Below are 23075 nucleotides of genomic sequence, written 5' to 3'. Positions count from 1 at the left end.
GCTGGTGGCTTCGGGCGAGTATTAGTGATTTATTTCTTTGATTTTTTCAGACCGTATTTCTTCCACCACTTATAATACTCAGAGAAATTATAGGTAGCAGAGATCTGGAAAGTTCTGTTTCTGAAGTCCAGAGGGCTGTTATTATGCTCCACACGGGTATTGATATTATTTAACCCGTGGATATATCTTAAGTTGATACTAAACATAGAGAACATGTCTAGCAAATCTATTCTGGCACCTACTATGAAGGCATTATCTCTGGCGGCATCTGGTCCATACTGTTCCACACCATTTTTTTGCCAACCGGCATTCAGAGCCCAGTTAAATTCGGGACCGGCTTCAATAAAAAGACCATCTAGTGGTGATACGCCTAGTAAGATAGGTGTACTGAGGTATCTGTAAGTTAATTTCTGAGCCGGGTCAGCCAGGTTACCACCTTTGACCTGAAAAACGGCTTCAGGCTGTAAGCTTAGTTTTTCGCCAAAATTAAGACGAGTGAATACACCAGCATGATATTGCATATTCAGTTTTGAAGAGGTAGGCGAAGGATTATCAACAATTCTGACGGTATTGGCTTGAAGGCCAATTTTAGGACCGAAAACGAATGTGCTCTGCTCCATTTGAGCAAAACCCAAGGTGCTGATAAATAGAAAACTAAGGACTAAGAATCTCTTCATTTCTTTTTTGACCGTACGCCGAAACGGCGGCCCTTTATAATTTTGAGGGGCAAAAATACAGAATGGCTACTGCCAGACAAAAAATCAACGAATATAGTGATGGTTAAATTTCTTTAAATCATCGTTCTATTTGCCAAACTGAAACTTTAAAGAGCCACTTATGCCTACATTGCCCGGCACATGAAAGTAGTCTGGACTTCTGAATTTGTACTCAAAATAAGGCGTAAGCTGAGCCACCAGGCTTTTGTATTGGTATTGTACACCCATTCCATAGAATAGGTTATTGAACACTTTAGGTTTGGCTTTCGCTTCAAATCGTCTGCTGATTTGCTGACCCAAGGTACCGCTAAGGAAGTTTACATCTTGATAGACCGAAAGATCTAAGTTAGTACCTGCAGAAACCATAAAGTTAAATCTACTCCAGGTATTGATATAATAATTGAAGTTGATTGGCATTTTGATCAATGAGGTTTTAATGCTGATGTCTTTGATCATTGGGGCATCTCCTGGAATATACCTTTCGTATTCCTCTTCAAATCGCTTGCCGGTGTCTTTATTAAAGTCCATGGCAAAAGGGTGTCTGGTTTCTATCTGGCCAGAAAATGTAGTTCCAAGGTTAAAACTAATCTTATCAGATAAAAACACCTCTACGGTAGGCCCTGTCAGAAGGTTCCTGAAACCTACAAAATCTGATGTAACACCAGCTCTCATTTTAGGCCAGTTAATCTTCTTTTTAGGTTTTTCTTCAGGAATATCCCGGTCTATAGCTTCTGTTTCCATTTCAGTTATTTCCTGCATTTGCAGGGCTAAAAGAGAATCTGAAACGGTAATTTCCTCCTCTTTTTGTTCTTTCTCCAGAGCAATATTTGCAACCTCGCGAGTCTCTGATTCTTTGACTACTTCAAGCTGTTTTTCAGGGGATTCAGATTTTGAATCTTGATCCAGAACAGTTCTGTTTTCTTCATTCGTCAAAGATTGACTTGTAGACAATTCTGGCTTTTCGCTTGTACTTTGAGTCAAAGATTTCTCAATACTCTTATCAGGATTGTTCGTCAATTGAGATCCGCTTTGTTCGGCATCTTTTGGCGATGCAATTTCAGCCTCAGCAGATACTTCTTTAACCGGAGAAGCTTCATTTACTGCGAAATCAGTATTTGTTTGTCCATTTGGTATGGATGAATTTTCTGAATTTACATAAACAATTTTCTCCCGCTCTACCGGTACGTATTGGGTAATAAATTCTTTGACCACCACGGTATCTACATGGTTTGACTCCAGATAAACAGTATCTACTACTGTGGTTTGATTTAATTTTTCTGTTAAAGTAGAAATCTCTTCATTCAGTCTGTTGGTTTTTTGAAATTGATAAACAGTAGAAAGGACAAGTGCTGTAGTAGCTACTCCTCCGAAAAGCCATGCTCCGTAATCACGAAACAACTGGATATACCAAGGGGCTGGCAGCATTTTCTGAAATGCCTCCCATGAGCCCTTTTCGTATTTAGGGTTATGCCTGGAGAGCTTCTCCCGAATTTTTCTGTCAAAATTTTCCTCAGACATTATCGTAGTTTTTTAGGTCTGATACATATGTTTTTACCATCTCTTTCATTTTCATTCTGGCCTTTGCCAAATTTGACCGTGAGGTTCCTTCATTGATCTCTAAAAGCTTTGCTATCTCAGCATGACTGTAGCCCTCTACCACATATAGCGAGAAAACAGTACGGTACGCCGGTGGCAAATGCTGCACTAGTTCCAGAATTTCTTCTGCACTTATTTTCTCCAAAAGCTGATCATCATAGGCCAGAAAATGGAGCTCATCTACATCTACGAAAGCCACTTTTGCATGATTTTTACGATAGTAATCAATGCAGCTACGCACCATTACGGTTTTAAACCATGCTTCAAAAGACTGATTGGGGTCATACATGGAGATCTTGGTGAAAATTTTCATGAATCCGTCATTCACCATTTCCATGACCTCATCAGAACCCGAAGCATATCGCATACTGATGCTCTTAGCAAAACCGAAGTATTGCTCATAGAGCATTTTCTGTGCAGATGGCCTGTTTTTCAGGCATCCGCTCAGTACGCTTTGTAAATCAAACGACCTTTGTTTTTTTCGAAACACTTACAAAAAGGATGGGTTCTGGATAGAAATATTCTTTACCTATAAATGCCTACGCAAAATCTGATCCTTTTCGTTGCCTTCCAAAATTATTTCTTCAGATGAAGGCAACGGACCTCTTCATGACTCCCGTATGCAAGAATGAAACGATTACAAAACGATGCAATATGAGATAGACTTTACCTAACCTATTCTATTAATTTTTAATCAAAATCGTTGAACAATGAAACAATTGAAATTCGCATTAATCATGCTATTTGGAGGTGCTTTTGCCTTCACCTCTTGTGATAGTCTATCTATTTCTCCAGATGCCTCGGCAGATACTGAGTCTGCTGTTATGGACCTTCTGTTCCTGGCAAGTACAGATGATAGCACGGGTACAGTAAGAGGGCATAAAGGGAAATGTAATCTGACAGAGGTAGCTGTAGAAGACCTTTCTGCCGCCATTACAGATTACATCGCTGCTAATTACGCAGATGCCACTATAGAAAGAGCAGGCAGTAATGAAGAAACAGGGAATACGATCGTAAAAATCACCTTAGTTGATGGTTCGCATGCAGGGTTGATTTTTGATGCTGACGGTAATTTCCTGGAAGAGAAAGTAAGAAAGGGTAAGGGAGAATCTATTGATACAGCAGATTTGCCAGCTGCCATTACAGATTATATTTCTGCCAATTATGCAGATGCTACCATTGAGAAAGCAAGGTTATTTTCTGATGGCTCTTACGGGGTATTATTACTACAGGCCGATGAAACCTATTTAGGAGTAGGGTTTGACGCCGAAGGCACATTTGTAAGTGAATTTGACCTCAAGGACAAGAGGGGAAAGAAGCACGGTAAAAAAAGAAAAAACTAAGAGAAATAGTTTGTTTAGCTTAAGTAAGTATAGTAAAAGGGGCTGTTTCTGACAGCCCCTTTTCTTGTTTTATACAGGGGTAATTACAAATTACCTTTCTTACTTTCTTTAATGGCGTGATCTACAGCTCTTGCTGTAAAGGCCATATAAGTTAAAGATGGGTTCTGAGTAGAAGTAGAAGTCATCATAGCTCCATCTGTTACAAAAACGTTCTTGCAGCTATGTAATTGATTATACTTATTCAGCAATGAAGTCTTTGGGTCTTTACCCATTCTTACCCCACCCATTTCATGGATATCTAAGCCCGGAGGTGCATGAGAGTCTGTGGTTCTGATATTGGTGAAACCAGCTTTTTCAAACATGTCAACTGTATTCTCCAGGTAATCTTTGACCATCCTGTCATCATTCTCATCATAGTCAATATTGAAATGAATCAATGGGATGCCCCAGTCGTCTGTTTTTGACTTATCAAGGGTAAGTGTACTCTCTTCTTTCGGGATGGTTTCGCCCATCATATGGGAGCCTACATACCAAGGCCCTAACTGTCTGTTGAGCAGATTTTCCTTGAGTTCGGCACCTATGCCGTTGGCACTAAAGCCTTCGCCTCTACCCGAATCAAAACCGGCAGCGTAACCTCTGATAAAGTCTGTTTCCTGCTCGTAAAGATTTCTCCATCTCGGGATATAGCTACCTCCTACACGGCGGCCATCGGTACGTTTGTCTGCAAATCCTTCATACTGTGCACTCACTCGGGCACGGTAATTATGGAAGGCAATGAATTTGCCCATTAGTCCATTGTCATTTCCAATGCCAATAGGGAACCTTGAAGAAGTACTATTGAGAAGCAGAGCCGTAGTATTCATTGCAGCAGCATTCACAAAAATGATGTCTGCATAAAATTCTATTTCTTCTTTGCTGACTCTGTCAATCACCTTTACCCCTTTGGCTTTGCCTTTCTTTTCATCATAAATGATAGAATGTACTACCGAGTCTGGTCTTAGGGTGCAGTTTCCTGTATTTAAAGCCCAAGGAATGGTAGATGAGTTACTACTAAAGTAACCACCAAACGGGCAACCTCTCTGACACAGGTTACGGTGCATACACTGGCCACGACCCTGTTGAAGATGAATATCCTGAGGTTGGGTGATATGTGCCTTTCGGGCAATGATAGCTCTCCTGTTTTTATAATTTTTCTGAAGAAAATCATCAAAGTATTCTTCCACACAGCTTTGTTCAAAAGGCGGTAAAAACTCACCATCTGGCAGCTGATCTAAACCGTCTCTTCTACCGGTGATACCGGCAAATTTTTCAACATAACTGTACCATGGAGCTATTTCATCATAGGTAACCGGCCACTCAACCGCATAACCATCTCGTGCGGGCCCATCAAAGTCCAGTTGGCTCCATCGCTGAGTCTCACGAGCCCAAAGCAGCGATTTGCCACCTACTTGGTACCCTCTGATCCAGTCGAAAGGCTTGTCTTGAATGTATGGGTGTTCGTCATCCTTTACCACAAAGTGCTTGGCGTCTTCTTTGAAGATATAACATTTAGATGCGATTGGGTTTTTCTGGCGTTCTTCTAGTGGTAAGTTTAAGCCATGTTCAAACTCCCATGGCATCATAGAAGTGGTAGGATAGTCAATATTATGTTTGACATCAGGGCCACGCTCCAGCACTAAGGTTTTCAGCCCTTTTTCGGAGAATTCTTTCGCTGCCCAGCCGCCGCTGATCCCAGAGCCAATGACGATGGCGTCATATTTTCTTTTCTTTGAAGATTTATCTTTAACTGTCATTAATATAGGTCTAAAATGTAAAGGTTAAATTAGGCATCTACACAGCCGTGCCCGTAGCCAGGTGCATACTGATACCCCGCTTTTTCGGTCATGTACCACTCAGAGCTGGTATAGCCCTGTATGGTGTAGCCTTTTAAGGTTTGAAAAAACTTCTTCATTTCCGGGTTTTCAGCCATTTCCATAGCCTTTAGACAGTCTACTCTTCCTCCTTCAGATAGCTGATTAAAGCTAAAGGCATATTGCTCATGAGCAAAATCATCAACTTTGGAAAGCTGAGTGTAAAAGTTTTGACGGTCTTCTGGGCTTAGCATGGTGTCTGCCATAGCTTTCACAAAATTGTCTACACCCAATTCTTTGGCACCGGGGGTATCTGTTTTGGGGATGAGGGTATCCACAAGGTCAGCTAAAACTTCAGCATCTGCCTTGTTTAAAGCGTTGCCTTTGGGCAATGCCTCAGTGGTCCAGTTATTGGCCCAGGCTGGCAAAGCCATAGCTCCTGTAAGCCCAAGACCGAGAGTTTTTATGAGGTTTCTTCTATTCATTGGTTATTATAGGACGGTTTAGGTTATCGTCAGATGACAATCCTACGAAATGGTTAATCTTCAAATTTAAGACTTAATTCGTTTTTAGCTTTAACGATTAGCTAAGCATAATCTTTTTGCCGCCTGCTTTAGCAGATTCGTAGATCGCCATCATTATTTTGAGGTCTTTTAGGCCTTCCTCCCCTGAAATATGATCTGGCAGAGGTTTATCACTCAAAAACATAGGGCCCATTCCATTCATTTGATATGTTTGGTGATGTACCACAGGCATTTCCATCGGGCCGTTTGATGTATCTCCTTTTAGAGGACCATAGCTAAAAGCGGGGCTCATCCTGAACCACCCTTTATCGCCTCGGCAATCCAGAACCTCTATATTAGTGCCGTAGCTGGTATAGCCTGTAAAGACAGTACCGTCGGCAAACTCCATATGCCAGCTAACAGATTCTTCTACTTCATCAAAATACTCAGGTCTGGTAACCGGGCCAAACTGTGCACTTACAGAGATAGGCTCCGCATTTTTGACATATCTGGCAGCATTAATACTATAAATACCCACGTCCATAAGTGGTCCCCCACCTGCCAGTTTTCCATCAAGTCTCCACATGTCAGGGTTGCCGGCTCTCCAGCCAAACATGCTATTGATAAAACTAATTTCTCCGAAGGTTTTTTCTCTGCCATAACGCATGGCTTCCAGATTAAAAGGCTCGAAATGACAACGGTATCCTACCCCCAGCTTCACCTTGTTTTCGGCACAAGCTTTTACCATAGCCTCACATTCTTCCACATTATTGGCCATTGGCTTTTCTGTAATCACATGTTTACCGGCTTTGGCTGCCCTGATGGTATATTCAGCATGCATTCCGTTTGGTAAACAAACGTAAACCACATCAATGTCTGGGCAGTTTTTGAGTTCATCATAGTTCTCATAATTGAGAATGTTTTGATCTTTCAGATTGTACTTTTTCTTATACTCCGGAATTTTTGAAGGCGAGCCGGTCACTATTCCTCTGAGTTCCCAGTATGGAGACGCATCTACGCCCGGCAAGATTTTTTGGGTGGCATAATAGCCTAAGCCTACCAATGCAATTCCAAGCTTCTTACCTTCATACTTTGGGGTTTCTGAGGTGCTTTTTCGGGCAGAGATTAAAGGTAAGGCAAGGCTGCCAACGCCCATTTTTTTGATAAAATCACGGCGGTTTTCAGAGATAGACATTTGACGTTAAGCTTTTGATAAGGTTGAAAATGAACCGAAATTACTAAAAATATTGTCCTAATTTTGGCAACCGAACACAGAATAGACTAAAACCGAACATTTGATGAAATCATTACTGGTATACTGCGGGGCTAACCCAGGTCAAAATCCAATCTATAAAGAAACAGCTGTGAAGCTTGGTGAAGAGATGGTAAAACGTGGTATGCGATTGATTTACGGTGGTGGTAGTTTGGGTTTAATGGGTACAATAGCCAACACTGTTTTGGAAAACGGTGGTGAAGTAGTAGGTATCATACCTTCTTTTCTCGATAAAATGGAGGTGGGTCATCCTAACCTTACAGAGATTCATGTGGTAGAGACGATGCATGAGCGTAAAGCTTTGATGGAAAAACTCTGTGATGGTATAGTCACAATGCCCGGCGGCTACGGCAGTATGGACGAACTCTTTGAGATTTTGAGCTGGTCTCAGCTAGGTTTACATACCAAACCAGTAGGCCTGCTTAATGTCAATGGTTTTTATGATTTGCTGATCAAACAGCTGGATCACATGACAAAAGAAGGTTTCTTAAAACAAGCGAACCGGGACATTCTTCAAGTCTCCGGTTCTATTAATAGCTTATTCAAGTTAATGGATGATTTTGAGCCTCAGCCAGCATTTAAGTGGCTGGAGAGAGACCAGATCTAATTTCCATTAAGAAATAAGTGATGTTCTAAGGTTTTGAGATACTGTTAATTAGCTATTCTCTACGATTTCATCGCAATTAAAATCTTCTTCAAATTCCTCATACTCCTCTCTGTCTATGGCACTAAGAGTAGTACAGCTTTTGTATAAGTTTGTGATTGATTTCTTAACGGCTTCGCAGTTTCCTTTTGTTTGATTTGCCAGGAAGGCAGAAAGGTCTTCTGAGTATCTTACGGTGTCAGCAGCACAAGAAAGCGGCCCGCCCGTTCTTCTACAAGAACTAAATACCAATGCAAATGCGGCCAAAACAAGAAGTAACTTAGTTTTCATGAATAGTTAGTTTAGTTGGATACCAAAATTACCACTACCCATGCTAAGTGTTCAAGAAGATTCTGAGGGTTTTATTTTACGGCTTTCAGACTTAGGTCAAGACTCTTAACCGAGTGTGTTAAATAACCCATAGAAACATAATCAACTCCACAGTCTGCATACGCCTTTACGGTTTCAGGAGTTATACCTCCAGAAGACTCCACAGGGAAACGTCCATTTATGATTTCCAATGCCTCTCGCGTAAGATCGTAGTCAAAATTGTCAAGCATAATTCTTAACACACCACCTTCTTCTAATACCAGCTGAAGCTCATCGAGATTCCTGACTTCAATTTCTATTGGAAGCTCACGTCCGGTTTCCTTAAGGTATTTTTTTGAGGCCTGAAGAGCATTTTTTATTCCTCCCGCATAGTCTACATGATTATCCTTGATAAGGATCATATCATAAAGACCGGTGCGGTGATTAACTCCACCACCTATTTTTACTGCCCACTTCTCTGGCAATCTGAAGTTCGGTGTAGTTTTACGCGTATCCAGGACTTTACACTTGGTGCCTTCCAGTTTTTTCACAATTTCATTGGTGATGGTAGCAATACCACTCATTCTTTGCATGCAATTCAAAACCAATCTTTCGGCAGTCAAAATAGACTGGTCTTTGCCCGAAACATAGAATGCAATGTCTCCGTATTTGATGGCGTCACCATCATTAAGCAGAACTTCTACCTCCAGTTCAGGATCTACTTCTTTGAAAATCGCTTTGGCGAGTTCTACACCGGCCAGAATACCATCATCTTTAACAATCAGTTGAGCTTTGCCTTTGGCATCTGCCGGGATGGTGGAAAGTGAGGTATGGTCCCCATCACCTACATCTTCTTTCAGAGCTGCCTGTATGAAATTACGTATATCCTGTTCTTTGATTTCCATTTTTTCTTTTTGTGAATTGCTGTGCAAATAGCTTAAAAAAGTAGTGCAGAGCAATAGAGAAAGCTCGGATGAGGGCGTTTTTACATAGTTTTGTCAAATGAAGAATACTTATCCCCTTTACTCACATGAGTATTTTATGGCCAAGGCTTTAGATTTAGCTGAGCAAGCAATGGAAGAAGGTGAGGTGCCTGTAGGAGCCATAGTGGTCACAGAAAATAATCAGATCATTGGCAAAGGATACAACCAAACCGAACGACTCAATGATGTTACGGCACATGCCGAAATGCTGGCCATTACTGCTGCGGCGAATAAGTTAGACGCCAAGTATCTGAGAGACTGTAGATTATACGTAACTCTGGAGCCTTGTGTGATGTGTGCCGGGGCTTTGGCCTGGAGCCAGATAGATACCATTATCTATGGTGCTGAAGATACCAAAAGAGGATACAGACATTATGCAGAAGCTATAATACATCATAATAAAGAAGTAATGGGCGGGGTTTTGGCATCAGAAAGTGAATTGATGCTCAAAGAATTTTTCAGCAAACTGCGAACATAAAACCTGAAGCTTCTGTTTTAAGAGCGTAACAGATTATTGAACACAAAAAACTTATTGAATATGGCTTTTGAATTACCGGCATTACCATTTGCCAACGACGCATTAGAACCTCATTTTGACGCTATGACTATGGAGATCCACCATGATCGTCACCATAATGGCTATGTAACAAAATTAAACGATGCTATTGCGGGTACAGATCTTGAGGGCAAGTCAATTGAAGAAATCATGAAGGTAGCCGGTAAGAGTGGTGGAGCTGTTAGAAATAACGGTGGTGGTCACTACAACCACTCACTTTTCTGGTCTATTTTAGCTCCTCAGGGTGTAGGTGGAAACCTTTCAGGTCCACTTAAAGAAGCCATTATTGAGACTTTTGGCTCTGTAGATGAGTTCAAAGCAGAATTCAAAACAGCAGCTGGAACACGCTTCGGTTCAGGATGGGCTTGGTTATGTGTTAAAGAAGACGGTTCTCTATGTGTATGTTCTACGCCAAATCAAGATAATCCATTGATGGATATTGCTGAGTGTCCTGGTACTCCAATTTTAGGTCTTGATGTTTGGGAGCACGCATATTACTTAAAGTACCAAAACAAGCGTCCTGATTATATCGATGCTTTCTGGAGCGTAGTAAACTGGAATGCAGTAGAAGAGCGTTACGCAGCAGCGAAAGGATAATTTTCGATGACGATTATATATGAAAGGCCCGATCGAGAGATCGGGTTTTTTTGTGACCTTGGTTGCATTTTAAATTTTCCTTTCTACTTTTACGACATGAATTTTACAAGCAGAGCTAATAATTGGTGGTGGTGTTCTTCTCAGGAGAGTTGAACAGACCATAGCTATGCTTTAAAGATATTGCGGCTTGCTGTTCACCACAGCAGGCCGTTTTTTTTGACCGAAGGTTCCCTGCTGAGCAAAGTCGTATGGGGTCAAAAACCATAAATGAATAACATGTACGAGATTAAAACCCGTTCAAAACGATTACTGGCAGATACGCTGACACCCGTAAGTATTTTTCTCAGGATGAGAGATCAATACAAGTACTCTGTGATTCTGGAAAGTGCTGATTACCATGCCATGCAAAACAGCTTTAGTTATATTGCCTGTGATCCTGTGGCCAGTATCATTATTGATAATGATCATGTGAGCCAGACTTTTCCTGATGGAAGTACCGAGGACTTTGATCTTGCAAACCGAAAAGAAGCGGTAGGTGCTCTAAAAGCATTTGCAGCTAAATTCAAACCCGCAGACTCTGAGCATGGTTTTATAACCAACGGTTTGTTTGGTCATATGACCTATGACTCCGTAGAGTATTTTGAGGACATAGAAATCCAGGAAAAATCTGAAGAGACGGCTATACCTTCTCTTATTTACAGGGTTTACAGATATGTGATTGCAGTCAATCACTTTAAGGATGAATTGCATATTCTGGAGCATTCTTATTTTAAAGATGACAAAGAGGTAAACCCGGTAGAAAACGGACTAGAGACCATTGAGCTTTTTGTGAACACCCCGAAGTTTAGTCATCGTAGTTTTAAGACTATATCTGAAGAAACGAGTAATCTTCAGGATGATCAGATGAGGGAAATTATTGAGACATGTAAAAAACACTGTCATAGAGGGGATGTTTTCCAGATTGTACCTTCCAGAAGATTCTCAAAGGAATTTGAAGGAGATGACTTCAATGTTTACCGAGCCTTGCGAAGCATCAACCCTTCTCCATATCTTTTTTATTTTGATGGAGGCGATTACCACATTTTTGGTTCTTCTCCTGAGAAGCAAATCCATATTCAGGATGGTATGGCTGAAATTCACCCTATTGCAGGTACATTCAGAAGAAGTGGTAGCGATGAACGCGATGCCGAGCTGGCGAAGGAGCTAGATTCCGATCCTAAAGAATCTGCCGAGCACGTGATGTTGGTAGATCTGGCAAGAAACGATTTAAGCCGTAGTTCTGATGAGGTAAAGGTGGAGGTTTTCAAAGAAGTACAGTTCTACAGTCATGTCATTCATTTGGTTTCTAAGGTGACCGGCAAAATGACGGCAGGCACCAACCCGCTTCAACTGGTGGCAGATACTTTTCCGGCAGGAACACTCTCAGGAGCACCCAAACATATGGCTATGAGTATTATCAATCGACTGGAACCAACGAATAGAAGTATTTATGGTGGGGCAATTGGCTTTATGGATTTCAAGGGTAATTTTAATCACGCTATAGCCATCAGGACTTTTTTGAGTAAAAATAATACACTGTACTATCAGGCCGGAATGGGCGTGGTAGATAAGTCTGATACAGAAAGTGAAATGGCAGAAGTCGGCAATAAACTAGGAGCCTTAAGAGATGCCATAAAACGAGCGGAGGAGTTATAACCTAAAACTTTTTAATCATGAATGCCTTATTGAAAAAGATGAATTTCAAAACACAGGAGAGCATAGTGGTGCTTAATGCTCCAGAGCTTTATCCTGAGATAATGAGAGATTTTGAGGCGTTTTTGAGTGTTAAGTCTGAGCTGTGTGATGGGCCTATTGAATTTGTATTAACCTTTTGTACCAAGTTGGAAGAAGTCAAACGTTTTGCTCAGCAAATAGATCAAAACTTAGTGACAGACGGACTGCTCTGGTTTGCCTACCCCAAAGGAAGCTCAAAAAGGTACAGTTGCGAGTTTAATCGTGATAATGGCTGGCATGCTCTGGGTGACTTAGGGTATGAGCCAGTTAGAATGGTTGCCATTGATGAAGATTGGTCTGCCTTGCGATTCAGAAAAGCGAAAAATATTAAGAAATTGACAAGAAACGAGGGGATGATTTTATCAAAAGAGGGGATGGATAAATTGAATAAGAAATGAACATTTTAGTTTTAGATAATTACGACTCATTTGTCTACAATTTAGTTTATATCCTAAAGGATTTAGGCGGTAAAGTAGATGTGTTTAGGAATGATAAAATAGCCTTGGAGGAGGTTGGTAAATATGATAAAATCTTACTTTCTCCCGGGCCGGGAATACCGGAAGAAGCTGGTATTATGATGGATTTGCTCAAAGAGTATAAGACATCCAAAAGTATTTTCGGAGTATGCCTCGGTCATCAGGCTATAGGAGAAGCCTTCGGCAGCAAACTCGATAATATGGGTGAGGTACTTCACGGTGTCACCACGCCATGCGAAGTAGTCGATGAAAACGAAGTTCTTTTCAAAGGCTTGCCCAAGAAGTTTGAGGTCTGTCGTTACCATAGCTGGACAGTACTACCAGAGACAATGCCCTCTGATCTGAAAGTGACTGCCAAAGATGAAGACGATTTTGTACTGGCTGAAGCTCATCAAAAATACGATGTGCGTGGTGTGCAGTTTCACCCTGAGGCCTATCTGACTGAGCATGGGGTGAAGATGGTAGAGAATTGGATGAAGAGTTAAGATCGTCTAATTTTAGTCTTGTATATGCCAAACCAAAATCTCTAACCCAAATTGTTTTCTGATCCATGAAGTCATATTTAAACCAACTCACTCAAAACCAGTCTTTAAGTAAAAAAGAGGCATTTGATGCCCTCTCTGCCATAGCTCGTGGTGAGATTAATCAGTCACAAACTGCTGCCTTTTTGATGGGTATTCAGCAAAAGGGAATATCAGTAGAAGAGCTGGAGGGTTTTAGGGAAGCTATGCTCGAGGTGGCAGTTTACATAGACCTTCAGGAGTTTGATGCTGTGGATGTTTGTGGTACCGGCGGGGATGGCAAGAATACCTTCAATATTTCCACGACTTCAGCTTTTGTAGTGGCTGGTGCGGGGCAAAAGGTTGCTAAACACGGGAATCATGGGGTGAGTAGTTCGGTAGGAAGTAGCACCGTTCTGGAGCACTTAGGAGTAAAATTCACCAACGATCAGGATTATCTCAAAAAGAAAATAGATACTGCGGGTATATGTTATCTGCATGCACCGCTTTTTCACCCGGCAATGAAGCATGTTGGACCTGTACGTAAAGAGTTAGGTATGAAAACCTTCTTCAATATGCTGGGACCCCTACTTAACCCTGCAAGAGTGAAAAAGCAATTGACAGGTGTTTATGATTTATGTGTTTTTGAGCTATATGAACAGCTATTCAGAAAAACAGATAATCGTTTCGGAATCATCTTTGATCTGGCTGTATATGATGAGATTTCACTTACCGGAGATTTTATGTTTTCCTCTCATTTCCCTTCTGCAGATGAAGGGGAACTGTTTAGTCCTTCCGCTTTTGGGTTTGATACCATAAAGCAGGAAGATATTTACGGTGGAGCTTCACTAGAAGAGTCTGCCAAAATCATGAAAAACGTACTTTCTGGAAAAGGCACCGCTGCACAAACCAATGTGGTATTGGCCAATGCCGCAATGGCATTAGGCGTGGCAAGAAACATTACCATTCAGGAAGCCCTCTCACAGGCGAAAGAGTCTATTGAAAGCGGGAAAGCCCTAAAGGCTTTAGAGCTCTTGGCCGAATAAACTATCTAGATGGCCTTCCAGCGGCCATTCCAAAACAGATAAGCGAAATGGCAATCAAGTAATGATAAGCATCAATGCCATTATCGGGATCAGTAACAAAACTGTCTTTATAAGTGGCCAGTGCAGAAAATAGCACAGCTGCCAGCAACCATATTCCTAGTTTCTTTTGACCATTGATCAGAGCTACGATAGCCGCAGCTGCTATTAAAATCATACAAACTACAGGAATATAGGAGATTAGGGCAGGCATGATTCCTACCTGAGGAAGGCAGAATATGAGGAATCCAAGTGCTAAAACAGACCAGCCTATTTTGTTATCAAGTGTATCGTTTTCCCATACTTTAAACCATGAGACCACTGCCAGACCCAGTGCCCCTACCGTAGCTGCCATGTTTTGAAAAAAGACAGATACCAAACCAGCGTTTGGGATACCGGCAAATCTACCAGCTCCGGCAAAAGCGGCCACTGTTACAGAAAGCACAAAAGCCTCCCACAAGACAGTTTCCATTAGGGGTAGTTTCAAGAGGTACCGAAAGAATACGAATAGACCTACAAGACCGAGAATAAGGTCTGATATTACGTGTGAAGTCTGCATTTAAGTGGTGTTTTTTGGGTTATTGCTGTCGAATTTAGATAATATTTACTTCTGGCTGAAGTTGAACACCAAATTTTTCTTGAACGGAATTGATGATCTTATAGGCCAGATTTTCAATGTCTTTGCCAATTCCATCACCATAGTTCACTAACACCAAAGCCTGTTTTTGGTGAACGCCAATTTCACCCTGCCTGTAACCTTTCCAGCCTGCCTGTTCTATTAACCAACCGGCAGGTACTTTTACATTGCTTTCATCAATCGGGTAGGAGGGTACAGAATCGTATTGATCCTTAATTTTGGCAAATAACTTCTTAGTGATAACCGGGTTTTTGAAGAAGCTACCCGAATTGCCTATTTCTGCAGGATCCGGAAGCTTGGATTGTCTGATGGCAATTACCGCATCACTGATATCCTTGATAGAAGGTTCTTTCACGCCATTGAGAGCCAGAGTCTCGCGAATAGCCCCGTATTCCATCTTCAGTTTTGGCTTTTTAGATAGCTTAAAAGTGACATTACAGATCAGATATTTTCCTTTATGACTATGTTTGAAAATACTCTCTCTGTAGCCAAACTGACACTGGGAATTGTCAAAACGTTCTAGCTTTTGAGTTTCCCAGTTGAGTGCCTCCAGTTCCTCAAAAACATCCTTGATTTCTACACCATAGGCACCAATATTTTGCATTGGTGCGGCTCCAACTGTACCGGGTATTAAGGATAAATTCTCTAATCCGCAGTAATTATTTGTTACGCAAAACAAAACAAATTCATGCCATATTTCTCCACCGCCTACCTTCAGGTAAATATCGGTTTCAGTCTCCTTAATAATCTTAATGCCTTTGATTTCATTTTTGATGACAAGTCCGTCAAAATCTTTTGTTAAAAGCAAATTACTGCCGCCGCCAAGCACCATTTTTTCATTTGCTTTAAAAGCTTCATCATGAGTTAATTTGATAGCTTCATCAATAGATTTTATCGCCACCAAAAGTTTGGCTTTGGCCTCTAAACCAAATGTATTAAAGGGTTTGAGAGAGGCATTTTTGAGTATATTTGGCATGCACTATGTCGAAATTCGACGCAATTTACCGAAACCCTAATCATATCCCATGAATATTGTATTTCTGGATGCATTTACCAGTAAACCTGAGCAACTAGACCTCACTGAACTGAAATCACTCGGCACGTTTACCAGCTATGATCGTACCCCTTATAAATTAACAATAGAGAGAGCAAAAGAGGCAGAAGTGATATTAACTAATAAGGCAATTTTAGATAAAAATATAATTAGTCAATTGCCTAATTTAAAATACATAGGAGTAACAGCCACCGGCTATAATGTGGTAGATCTTCAGGCGGCTAAAAAACACGGGGTGGTGGTGACCAATGCAAAGAACTACAGCTCTATGTCAGTAGCACAGCATGTTTTTGCGATGATGCTTAGGTTTACCAACAGAATAGAGGAGCATAATAAACCACAAAAATGGATAGAAAGCCCTGATTTCTGTTTTTATGATTTCACCTTGACTGAGCTTGCCGGTAAGACGCTCGGGTTGGTGGGAATAGGAGATATTGGTGAAAAAGTTGCTCAAGTGGCAGAGGCTTTTGAGATGAAAGTAATAGTGAATAGAAAATCATCCAAACTTCACCCAAAATATAAAACTGTTGAACTCGACGAGCTTTTGCGACAGTCGGATTTTGTGAGTTTGCACTGCCCTTTGACTAGTGAGAATGAGGGTTTTATAAATTCCCAGACCTTGAGTCAAATGAAAACTACGGCCATACTTATAAATACTGGTCGCGGTCCACTCATTAATGATGAGGATTTGAGAGCTGCTTTAGAAACCGGAGTAATTGCAGGAGCAGCAGTAGATGTAGTTTCTCAAGAGCCGCCCAAAGAAGGCAACGTACTCTTTGGAGCCAAAAATCTCATCATTACTCCTCATATAGCCTGGGCTACCCTGGAGGCCAGAAAAAGGCTGTTTCAGATTGTTACAGAGAATATAAAAGCTTGGCAAAAAGGCACCCCTCAAAATGTGGTGAACTAGCCATAATTCTTTCAGTTCATCGTCTATATTTGAGCAAAAATTACGGTAAAAACGGATGGGATTAGTTGAACAATATTATTCGGCATTTAATCAAAAGGATTGGGAAACCATGCTCTCACTTTTAGACGAGAATGTACGGCATGATGCAAATCAAGGCGGAGCAAATTTTGGAAAGGACTACTTTAAAGATTTTCTCCATCACATGGACGAGTGTTATAATGAGGAGCTAAAGGATCTGGTTTTTATGTACGATTCTACCGGCGAAAGGATAGCCGCAGAATTCACTGTTCATGGTACCTATAAATCTACCGATGGCGACCTACCCGCTGCTTCGGGTCAAACGTATATTTTACCGGCGGGAGCTTTTTTGGAGGGGAAAAATGAAAAGATAACCCGGGTAACGACTTATTATAATCTGGAGGATTGGCTTCGTCAAATAGAAGGTAACTAATGCAACTTGCTTTCAGGAAGTTCATGGGAACCGAAATTCCCAAAATACTACAGCCATTGGCAGAGCTGAGAATTCAGGTTTTTCGTGAATTTCCTTATTTATATGATGGCTCTTTAGCTTATGAGCAAGAATACCTAAAAACTTACATAGAGGCATCGGATTCCTTTCTTTTTGCTGTATTCGATGAGGAAAAGTTAGTAGGAGCTACTACTTGTATTGCACTGGAACAAGAAACACTTGAGGTAAGAAAACCTTTTCTTGAGAAAAAAATTGAGCTCTCTACCGTCTGTTATTTTGGAGAAAGTATTTTGCTAAAACCGTATAGAGGTCTGGGGCTAGGAGTTCGTTTTTTTGAGGAACGTGAGGCGTACGCCCAGGAAATAAAAAGACCTTTGGCGGCTTTCTGTGCTGTGCAAAGACCTGCAGAGCATCCGCTAAGACCAGAGAACTATAAAGACCTAAGTTCCTTTTGGCAAAAAAGAGGCTATCAAAAATCAACTAACCTAGTCTCAGAATTCAATTGGAAGGATATCGATGAAGATGAGGAGACTCCTAAGAGGATGGAGTACTGGACAAAAACTCTCTAAATTCTCGTGGCACGACTAACCACGTAGTTGACGAGTCAGCTACGAATAAAACCTAATTGAATTGGAAATCAATAATCAACTTTACCTCTCAATGACTTCGTCTTAGACTTTACTTTTTTCTTCAATAGTCGTTTTTCAATGGAGGCTCTTGTGGGCTTAGTGTTTTTTCTGGGCTTGACTACTTGAAAAGCCTGTTTGAGAAGTTGCTTAAACTTTTGAATAACCAATTCCTTGTTCTTCACCTGCGACCGGGTCTCCTGAGAAGTAATGACCCATTCATCGTTTTGGTTGATCTGATTTGGGTATTTCTCCCGAAGCTTCGCTTTCTGTGAATCGTTCAAGAGTGAAGAGTTTCCGATATGGAACCGCAACTCTACTTTGGTTTCCACCTTATTGACATGCTGCCCGCCAGCACCACCACTTCTGGAAGTGCTGAATTCCCATTCAGAAGAGAAATCTTGATCCAGCAGTTTCATAAGTCAAAGGTAGTCAAAGTACTCGTGGCACGACTAACCTCGAAGAAAAGGAGTCGTGCCACGAGTATAATGATTTCTAGCATCCTTGTCCGTAGTAAGCATTCTTCCCATGCTTACGCTCAAAATGCTTCATGCGTAGGGTTTCTTTCAGCCTTGGGGTGTCAGGATTTATTGACAAGGTCAATTGTGCCATTCGGGCAATTTCCTCTAGAACGGCCGCATTATACACCGATTTGGCGGCATCTTTTCCCCAGGTAAACGGACCGTGGTTTTGAAGCAATACCATTTCCACCTCCTTGTGAGAAAGTTCTTTTTCTTCAAAAATCCGAAAGATCTGATTGCCGGTTTCATGCTCGTAATCGCCTTTAATCATCTCGTCTGAAAGTGCCGGAGCACAGGGAATGTCTTGATGCGTGTGATCGGCATGTGTAGTCCCGAAAATAGGAATATCCATGCCTGCCTGAGCCCAAGCTACGGCATAGGTGCTGTGAGTATGCGTAATTCCACCGATATAGTCCCAGGTTTTGTACAACAAAGCATGGGTTTTGGTGTCTGAAGATGGACGCATTTTGCCTTCCACCACTTTGGCATCATAATCCATAATCACGATGTCTTCCCACTTCAAATCTGCATAAGGGACGCCACTGGGCTTGATGGCAAATACGCCTTTTTCCCGATCAACGGCACTTACGTTACCAAAAGTAAAGATCACCAGATTAAGCTCTGGCAATTGCATATTGGCTTCGTAGCATTCTTGTTTTAGTGTATTATACATAGTAAAAAATTAAAAAGGAACACGGATTACACAGATTTTCACGGAACACACTTGACTTTTTTAATGCCTTAACATTAAGAAATCAAGGTTTTGAGAACAATAAGTCATTGACTTAAAAATCTTGTTTTCGTTTGATAACCACATGCATATTTTAATCATATTCATCCCCTTCCTCTAAATCGTACCTTTCCCAATCCCAGAAATTCATTAACCTTTTTAACTCTTTATTATTTTCAGAGTGAAAATTATGGACATGAGGGAAAGGAAAATCAAATTCGGTTTCTTTGAAGCATTCCTTATTCAAATGTTCTTTGAATCGGTCAATTGGGCCGTATGCAAAAATCACATCATGTTGATCATAAATTAATTGCCCCGTGCCATCACTTGTCCCGACCCATAAATGATGTCGTCCATCTGACTCCAAGTAGTCTTTAAAATTGTTTAGGAATGATAAAGCATCATTTCGAGTTTGCAAAACAGGAGACTCATATCTTCCAGATTTAAAACCATCACAATCAATTATTAAAACATATAATACGAAAAGAGGAGGTTCTAAACAAGTCAATAAATCACCTAGAAGCATTGTTTGATCTTGACCAGCACCAATTTTTAAGCGGCCCCCTACAGTTGTTTTTTCTTCTTCATAAATTTTATCATAATGATATTCGGTCTCATTATTCAAATGATTATCAACTTTAGCAAACTTTATTAAACTCATGATTTTAGCTGATTACTGAAGGCCGAAAGCAGACTACTCTTAATATATCACATCCCCCATCGCCAGCTCTTTCTTAAAGCTTCTGATTTTGGTATCTGCATCTATGACTACCACTTCCACATCAAACATATCTGCGAAATCTTCAATCTGCTCTGTGCTTAGGTTTTGGCTGTAAACAGTATGGTGAGCTCCACCGGCCAGAATCCATGCCTGACAACCTGTTTCCATGCTTGGTTTTGGTGTCCAGAGTGCACGGGCCGTTGGTAGTTTCGGGAATTCTTTGTCTACCTTATGTGCAGTAACCTCATTCACAATAAGCCTGAACCTACCGCCCATATCTACCAAAGAAACATTAAGAGCTTCGCCCTTATCGGCATTGAAAACCAAACGTACAGGATCTTCTTTGCCGCCTATTCCAAGTGCATGTACCTCACAGTTCACCTGACCGCTGCTTATACTTGGGCAAATCTCCAGCATATGTGAGCCCAGAACCATCGGTTTTGCCGGGTCAAAATGATACGTATAATCTTCCATGAAAGAGTTTCCACCTTCCAGTCCGCTGGCCATTACTTTCATCACTCGGGTCATGGCAGAGGTTTTCCAGTCGCCTTCGCCACCGTAACCGTAACCCGCGGCCATCATTCTTTGAGAGCCTATTCCCGGGAGCTGACGCATGCCATGCAGGTCTTCAAAGGTATTGGTGTAAGCACCGTAACCTCCGTCTTTTAAGAAGGCTTTGATACCAAGTTCTATTCTGGCAGCTTCTATCAAAGAGGAACGCATGGCTCCGTCTTTCTTCAGCGAATTCATGAGGTGGTACTGTGCCTCGTATTCTTTTATAAGCTCATCTATTTCCGCGTCTGAGATGGCATTGATAACCTTAACCAGGTCGCCCACGGCATGGGTATTAACTTCCAGTCCAAATCGCTTCTGAGCTTCTACTTTGTCCCCTTCCGTTACTGCTACATGACGCATATTATCACCAAAACGAACCAGCTTCAGATGGTTCATTTCATGCTTTCCTATGGCCACTCTGCACCAGTCGTTTATTTGCTGAATAACCCCTCTGCTTTTCCAGTGGCCTACCACTACTTTACGTTTCTTACGCATGCGAGTCATCATAAAACCAAACTCACGGTCGCCATGGGCAGACTGGTTCAGGTTCATGAAATCCATATCAATGTCGGCATAAGGGATATCACGGTTATACTGGGTATGCAGATGCAGAAGTGGCTTAGTGAGTAGGTTAAGACCTGTGATCCACATTTTAGCAGGCGAAAAAGTGTGCATCCAGGTGATAATACCGATACACTGCTCAGAGGCCGATGCCTCTCTGCAAACTGCCGTGATTTCATCAGAGGTTTTAACGGTAGGTTTGAAAACCACTTTCACAGGAGCCTGTGAGTCCAGGTGTTTGGCTATTTCTTCTGAATGAGCCGCTACTTGTCTTAGCGTTTCTTCACCGTATAAATGCTGGCTGCCGGTTACAAACCAAACTTCAAATTGTTTTAAGTCGATCATTTTAATATTTCTTTCTACAGAGCTAGGAAAAGTTCGTTGAAGGTTATTTCTAAATTAAGTCTAATATTCATTCTCTATAAACCCACCAAACCTTTGATACTTTTCAAAAAGCTTTAAGTAAACTTTATGATGATCTGGATTAGGGGTGTATTCTTTATCAAAACCCGCACCCATAGTTTTTTGGGCATCTTGCATAGTCTCAAAAACTCCGGCTGCTGTGGCCGCACACATGGCAGCTCCCAGAGCACAGGTTTGATCAGAGGCCGCCACTTTGATGGGCATGTTGAGCACATCTGAGAGCGTTTGCATCACAAAAGACGATTTCTGAGCTACACCACCGATGGCAATCACCTGTTTGATAGGCACCTGCTGCTCCAGAAAACGATCTACGATGGCTTTTGAGCCGAAGGCCGTGGCCTCTACCAAAGCTTTGAAGATCATAGGGGCATCAGTCCCAAGGTTCATTCCAGCGATAGCCCCTTTTAAAATATGATTGGCATCTGGAGTCCTTCTTCCATTAAACCAATCTAATGCTACGGGATCATTTTCTGTTAAAGGAAGCTGAGAAGCCTCGTTAGCCAGGTAAGGGATAAGGTCTTCTTTTAATTTTTCGGCTTCCACTTCACCCAAAAGTTCCGCTACGGGCCCTACAATAACTCGCTGAAACCAGGCATAAACATCTCCGTAGGCGGATTGCCCCGCTTCCATGCCAAGCATGCCAGGTAAAATAGAGCCATCCACCTGCCCGCAGATTCCGGGAATCAGTTTGCCCTCCATTTCGTCGTTAGGGGCCACCAACATATCGCATGTGGAGGTTCCCATCACACGCACAAAAGAATAAGGTTCTATCTCTGCACCAACACCGCCCATGTGGGCGTCAAAAGCCCCTACGCCAATAACCACGTTCTCTGGCAATCCCAGTTTCTGTGCCCATTTGGCAGATAAGGTCCCCATAGGTTTATCTGAGGTGTAAGTCTCTGAGAATAATCGATTCCTTAGTCCTGCCAGAAGCGGGTCCAGGGTTGTCAGGAATTCCTCTGAAGGTAGGCCCTCAAAGTCTTCATGCCACATGGCTTTATGGCCGGCTGCACACCTGGAACGCTTAAGAGTTAAAGGGTCTGTATTTCCTGTGAGCTCTGCAGAGACCCAGTCGCAGTGCTCTACCCATGAGAATGCTGCTTCTCTCACTTTTTCATCTACTCGTAGTGTCCTCAGGATTTTCGCCCAAAACCACTCAGAAGAGTAAATTCCTCCTTCATATTTCGTGAAATCGGTCTCCCATTTTCTGGCCAGTGTATTAATCTCTTCAGCTTCTGCATTACCTGTATGGTCTTTCCAGAGAATAAACATAGCATTTGGGTTCTCCTCAAAACCCGGAGTGAGAGCCAGCGGAGTACCACTTTTGTCGACCGCCACGGGTGTAGAGCCTGTAGTATCTACAGATATGCCTACCACTTTTTCTGCCACACCGTTTCCAGCTTCTTTGAGAGCCTCTTTTACCGTTTGCTCCAGCGTCTCCAGATAGTCTTTTGGGTGCTGTCTGAACTGCGATTCACCCGGAAGGCAATACAGTCCTTCTTTCCATCTGGGGTAGTAGGCTACAGCTGTACCTCTTATTTTTCCATCGGCTGTATCTACCACTACAGACCGCACAGAGTCTGATCCAAAATCAATACCGATGACATATTTAGAACTCATTTCAATAGAATTTTAGGGTATGTGTTCCTTTGACACAATATTACAAAG

26 protein-coding genes are annotated in these 23075 nt (G+C 41.8%); 11 read left to right on the top strand and 15 right to left on the bottom strand.

Annotation, left to right across the window (positions count from 1 at the left end):
• Positions 1-29 precede the first annotated feature (29 nt).
• From ACUXV0_RS10965 to ACUXV0_RS10955, 3 genes are all read right to left on the bottom strand, one after another.
• Entirely contained in the window at positions 30-677 is a 648-nt protein-coding gene (locus tag ACUXV0_RS10965; protein ID WP_446189592.1) for an outer membrane beta-barrel protein, read from the bottom strand.
• Positions 678-803: 126 nt separating this feature from the next.
• Positions 804-2234, bottom strand: coding sequence for a hypothetical protein (locus ACUXV0_RS10960; RefSeq protein WP_446189591.1), 1431 nt, complete (start codon positions 2232-2234; stop codon positions 804-806).
• Positions 2227-2802: an RNA polymerase sigma factor gene (locus ACUXV0_RS10955; protein ID WP_446189590.1), complete on the bottom strand. Its 576-nt coding sequence runs from the start codon at positions 2800-2802 to the stop codon at positions 2227-2229. The genes ACUXV0_RS10960 and ACUXV0_RS10955 overlap by 8 nt, the downstream gene beginning before the upstream one ends.
• Positions 2803-3022: 220 nt before the next feature.
• Here ACUXV0_RS10955 and ACUXV0_RS10950 point away from each other — a divergent pair, with 220 nt between their 5' ends.
• Positions 3023-3655, top strand: a complete 633-nt coding sequence (locus ACUXV0_RS10950; protein ID WP_446189589.1) for a PepSY-like domain-containing protein — start codon at positions 3023-3025, stop codon at positions 3653-3655.
• A gap of 83 nt (positions 3656-3738) precedes the next feature.
• Here the strand turns inward: ACUXV0_RS10950 and ACUXV0_RS10945 are convergent, their stop codons facing one another.
• The 3 genes from ACUXV0_RS10945 to ACUXV0_RS10935 form a co-directional block, all read right to left on the bottom strand.
• A complete protein-coding gene (locus ACUXV0_RS10945) occupies positions 3739-5448 on the bottom strand; it encodes a GMC oxidoreductase (protein WP_446189588.1) in 1710 nt (569 codons plus the stop codon).
• A gap of 29 nt (positions 5449-5477) precedes the next feature.
• On the bottom strand, positions 5478-5990 hold the full coding sequence (locus ACUXV0_RS10940; RefSeq protein ID WP_446189587.1) for a gluconate 2-dehydrogenase subunit 3 family protein: 513 nt from the start codon (positions 5988-5990) through the stop codon (positions 5478-5480).
• A gap of 97 nt (positions 5991-6087) precedes the next feature.
• Positions 6088-7203, bottom strand: coding sequence for a Gfo/Idh/MocA family protein (locus ACUXV0_RS10935; RefSeq protein WP_446189586.1), 1116 nt, complete (start codon positions 7201-7203; stop codon positions 6088-6090).
• A 103-nt stretch (positions 7204-7306) separates the two neighbouring features.
• Here ACUXV0_RS10935 and ACUXV0_RS10930 point away from each other — a divergent pair, with 103 nt between their 5' ends.
• The gene (locus ACUXV0_RS10930) at positions 7307-7888 is read left to right on the top strand and encodes an LOG family protein (RefSeq protein WP_446189585.1); all 582 of its coding nucleotides are present in this window, start codon (positions 7307-7309) and stop codon (positions 7886-7888) included.
• Between the two features lie 48 nt (positions 7889-7936).
• On the opposite strand, the gene ACUXV0_RS10925 is transcribed toward ACUXV0_RS10930, so the two are convergent.
• Both ACUXV0_RS10925 and nadC read right to left on the bottom strand, forming a co-directional pair.
• Entirely contained in the window at positions 7937-8215 is a 279-nt protein-coding gene (locus tag ACUXV0_RS10925) for a hypothetical protein (protein WP_446189584.1), read from the bottom strand.
• A gap of 71 nt (positions 8216-8286) precedes the next feature.
• On the bottom strand, positions 8287-9138 hold the full coding sequence (gene nadC, locus ACUXV0_RS10920; protein ID WP_446189583.1) for a carboxylating nicotinate-nucleotide diphosphorylase: 852 nt from the start codon (positions 9136-9138) through the stop codon (positions 8287-8289).
• A gap of 97 nt (positions 9139-9235) precedes the next feature.
• On the opposite strand from nadC, the gene ACUXV0_RS10915 reads away from it, so the two are divergent.
• From ACUXV0_RS10915 to trpD, 6 genes are all read left to right on the top strand, one after another.
• Positions 9236-9694 carry a nucleoside deaminase gene (locus ACUXV0_RS10915; protein WP_446189581.1) on the top strand — a complete coding sequence of 153 codons (459 nt, stop codon included), beginning with the start codon at positions 9236-9238 and terminating at the stop codon, positions 9692-9694.
• A gap of 60 nt (positions 9695-9754) precedes the next feature.
• Positions 9755-10369: a superoxide dismutase gene (locus ACUXV0_RS10910; RefSeq protein ID WP_446189579.1), complete on the top strand. Its 615-nt coding sequence runs from the start codon at positions 9755-9757 to the stop codon at positions 10367-10369.
• Between the two features lie 267 nt (positions 10370-10636).
• A complete protein-coding gene (locus ACUXV0_RS10905; RefSeq protein ID WP_446189578.1) occupies positions 10637-12064 on the top strand; it encodes an anthranilate synthase component I family protein in 1428 nt (475 codons plus the stop codon).
• Positions 12065-12081: 17 nt separating this feature from the next.
• The gene (locus tag ACUXV0_RS10900; protein ID WP_446189577.1) at positions 12082-12540 is read left to right on the top strand and encodes a hypothetical protein; all 459 of its coding nucleotides are present in this window, start codon (positions 12082-12084) and stop codon (positions 12538-12540) included.
• Positions 12537-13103 carry an anthranilate synthase component II gene (locus tag ACUXV0_RS10895; RefSeq protein WP_446189576.1) on the top strand — a complete coding sequence of 189 codons (567 nt, stop codon included), beginning with the start codon at positions 12537-12539 and terminating at the stop codon, positions 13101-13103. The genes ACUXV0_RS10900 and ACUXV0_RS10895 overlap by 4 nt, the downstream gene beginning before the upstream one ends.
• 65 nt (positions 13104-13168) lie before the next feature.
• A complete protein-coding gene (gene trpD, locus ACUXV0_RS10890; protein ID WP_446189575.1) occupies positions 13169-14164 on the top strand; it encodes an anthranilate phosphoribosyltransferase in 996 nt (331 codons plus the stop codon).
• Between the two features lies 1 nt (position 14165).
• Here trpD and ACUXV0_RS10885 read toward each other — a convergent pair whose 3' ends face one another.
• A complete protein-coding gene (locus ACUXV0_RS10885) occupies positions 14166-14759 on the bottom strand; it encodes a hypothetical protein (protein ID WP_446189574.1) in 594 nt (197 codons plus the stop codon).
• Between the two features lie 34 nt (positions 14760-14793).
• On the bottom strand, positions 14794-15813 hold the full coding sequence (murB, locus tag ACUXV0_RS10880; protein ID WP_446189573.1) for a UDP-N-acetylmuramate dehydrogenase: 1020 nt from the start codon (positions 15811-15813) through the stop codon (positions 14794-14796).
• 49 nt (positions 15814-15862) lie between these two features.
• Between murB and ACUXV0_RS10875 the strand changes: the two genes are divergently transcribed.
• From ACUXV0_RS10875 to ACUXV0_RS10865, 3 genes are read left to right on the top strand one after another with little or no spacing between them, the layout of a single operon-like run.
• Positions 15863-16801 carry a D-2-hydroxyacid dehydrogenase gene (locus ACUXV0_RS10875; protein ID WP_446189572.1) on the top strand — a complete coding sequence of 313 codons (939 nt, stop codon included), beginning with the start codon at positions 15863-15865 and terminating at the stop codon, positions 16799-16801.
• A gap of 55 nt (positions 16802-16856) precedes the next feature.
• Positions 16857-17252, top strand: a complete 396-nt coding sequence (locus ACUXV0_RS10870; protein WP_446189571.1) for a ketosteroid isomerase-related protein — start codon at positions 16857-16859, stop codon at positions 17250-17252.
• The gene (locus tag ACUXV0_RS10865; RefSeq protein WP_446189570.1) at positions 17252-17839 is read left to right on the top strand and encodes a GNAT family N-acetyltransferase; all 588 of its coding nucleotides are present in this window, start codon (positions 17252-17254) and stop codon (positions 17837-17839) included. The genes ACUXV0_RS10870 and ACUXV0_RS10865 overlap by 1 nt, the downstream gene beginning before the upstream one ends.
• Before the next feature lie 68 nt (positions 17840-17907).
• Here ACUXV0_RS10865 and arfB read toward each other — a convergent pair whose 3' ends face one another.
• From arfB to ACUXV0_RS10840, 5 genes are all read right to left on the bottom strand, one after another.
• Positions 17908-18315 (bottom strand): alternative ribosome rescue aminoacyl-tRNA hydrolase ArfB, encoded by a 408-nt coding sequence (gene arfB / locus ACUXV0_RS10860; protein WP_446189569.1) that lies wholly within the window; start codon positions 18313-18315, stop codon positions 17908-17910.
• Positions 18316-18391: 76 nt separating this feature from the next.
• A complete protein-coding gene (locus ACUXV0_RS10855) occupies positions 18392-19090 on the bottom strand; it encodes an L-ribulose-5-phosphate 4-epimerase (RefSeq protein ID WP_446189568.1) in 699 nt (232 codons plus the stop codon).
• 151 nt (positions 19091-19241) lie between these two features.
• The gene (locus ACUXV0_RS10850) at positions 19242-19808 is read right to left on the bottom strand and encodes a hypothetical protein (protein WP_446189567.1); all 567 of its coding nucleotides are present in this window, start codon (positions 19806-19808) and stop codon (positions 19242-19244) included.
• 39 nt (positions 19809-19847) lie between these two features.
• On the bottom strand, positions 19848-21329 hold the full coding sequence (araA, locus tag ACUXV0_RS10845; protein WP_446189566.1) for an L-arabinose isomerase: 1482 nt from the start codon (positions 21327-21329) through the stop codon (positions 19848-19850).
• Between the two features lie 60 nt (positions 21330-21389).
• Entirely contained in the window at positions 21390-23027 is a 1638-nt protein-coding gene (locus ACUXV0_RS10840) for a ribulokinase (RefSeq protein WP_446189565.1), read from the bottom strand.
• Between the last annotated feature and the right edge of the window lie 48 nt (positions 23028-23075).

The organism is Jiulongibacter sp. NS-SX5 (genome assembly GCF_052828545.1).
The sequence above is the reverse complement of the archived record's forward strand: the minus strand, read 5'-3'. Positions and strand labels throughout refer to the sequence as shown.